Genomic DNA, 1104 nt, shown 5'->3' on the forward strand with positions numbered 1-1104 from the left:
TGTTCTGTCCGGGGAGGTTGTGAACACCGCATTGGGTGAGACGGGCTGATACGAGGCGAGGGCCTTCTGGTTCGGTGTGAATCGCTACAAGACACGCCAACCCGGAAAGGCCCTCGATGGCCCACTCTAACGCCCCCTTGACCCCGACCGGCAGACTGCGCCTGGCCCGATGCGTCGTCGAGGACGGCTGGCCGCTGCGCCGCGCCGCCGAGCGCTTCCAAGTCTCACCGACCACTGCTTGGCGGTGGGCCGACCGCTACCGCCAATACGGCCAGGCGGGCATGACCGACCGCTCCTCGCGCCCACTCTCGAACCCGAACCGGCTGCCGGCCAGGACCGAGCGGCGGATCATCAAAGTCCGGCTCGCCCGCCGATGGGGACCGGCCCGCATCGCCTACCTCCTGGGCCTCAACCCGAGCACCGTGCATCGGGTCCTTGCCCGCTACGGCCTGCCTCGCCTGGCCCACCTCGACCGCACCACCGGAGCACCGGTGCGCCGTTACGAACGCTCCCGGCCCGGCGAGCTGGTCCATATCGACATCAAGAAACTCGGGAACATCCCCGACGGCGGCGGCCACCGGGTCCTCTCACGCGCCCAGGGCCGGCGCAACGGCCGCGCCTCCCAGCCCCTGGCCCCCAAACGCAAGTCCGGCGCGAAGCTCGGCTACGCCTGCCTCCACACCGCCATCGACGACCACTCCCGGACCGCCTACACCGAGATCCTCCCCGACGAGACCAAGGAAAGCGCGGTCGGCTTCGCCGACCGCGCTATCGCCCATTTCGCGAGTATCGGGGTCACCGTCGAACGGATCATGACCGACAACGGCGCCTGCTACACCTCCCTGGCCTGGAGAGACTTCCTGCGCGGCAAAGGCGTTGCTCACAAACGGACACGCCCCTACCGGCCCCAGACCAACGGGAAGGTCGAGCGATTCCACCGCACCCTGGTCGATGAATGGGCCTACGCCCGCACCTACCGGTCCGAAGCCGAACGCCGCGAAACACTACCGACATTCCTGCACTGGTATAACCATCACCGCGCGCACACCGCACTCGGAGGCCAAACCCCAGCAGACCGCGTCCACAACCTCCCCGGACAGAACA

1 protein-coding gene is annotated in these 1104 nt (G+C 68.1%); it reads left to right on the forward strand.

Translation table 11 applies throughout. From position 1 onward, the window contains the following. Positions 1-116: 116 nt before the first annotated feature. The coding region (locus tag ACGGCP_RS26915; RefSeq protein ID WP_392971851.1) for an IS481 family transposase at positions 117-1104 on the forward strand (988 nt) is incomplete at its 3' end.

The sequence above is a fragment of the Glycomyces sp. NPDC048151 genome (assembly GCF_043202775.1).
Lineage (GTDB): Bacteria > Actinomycetota > Actinomycetes > Mycobacteriales > Micromonosporaceae > Glycomyces.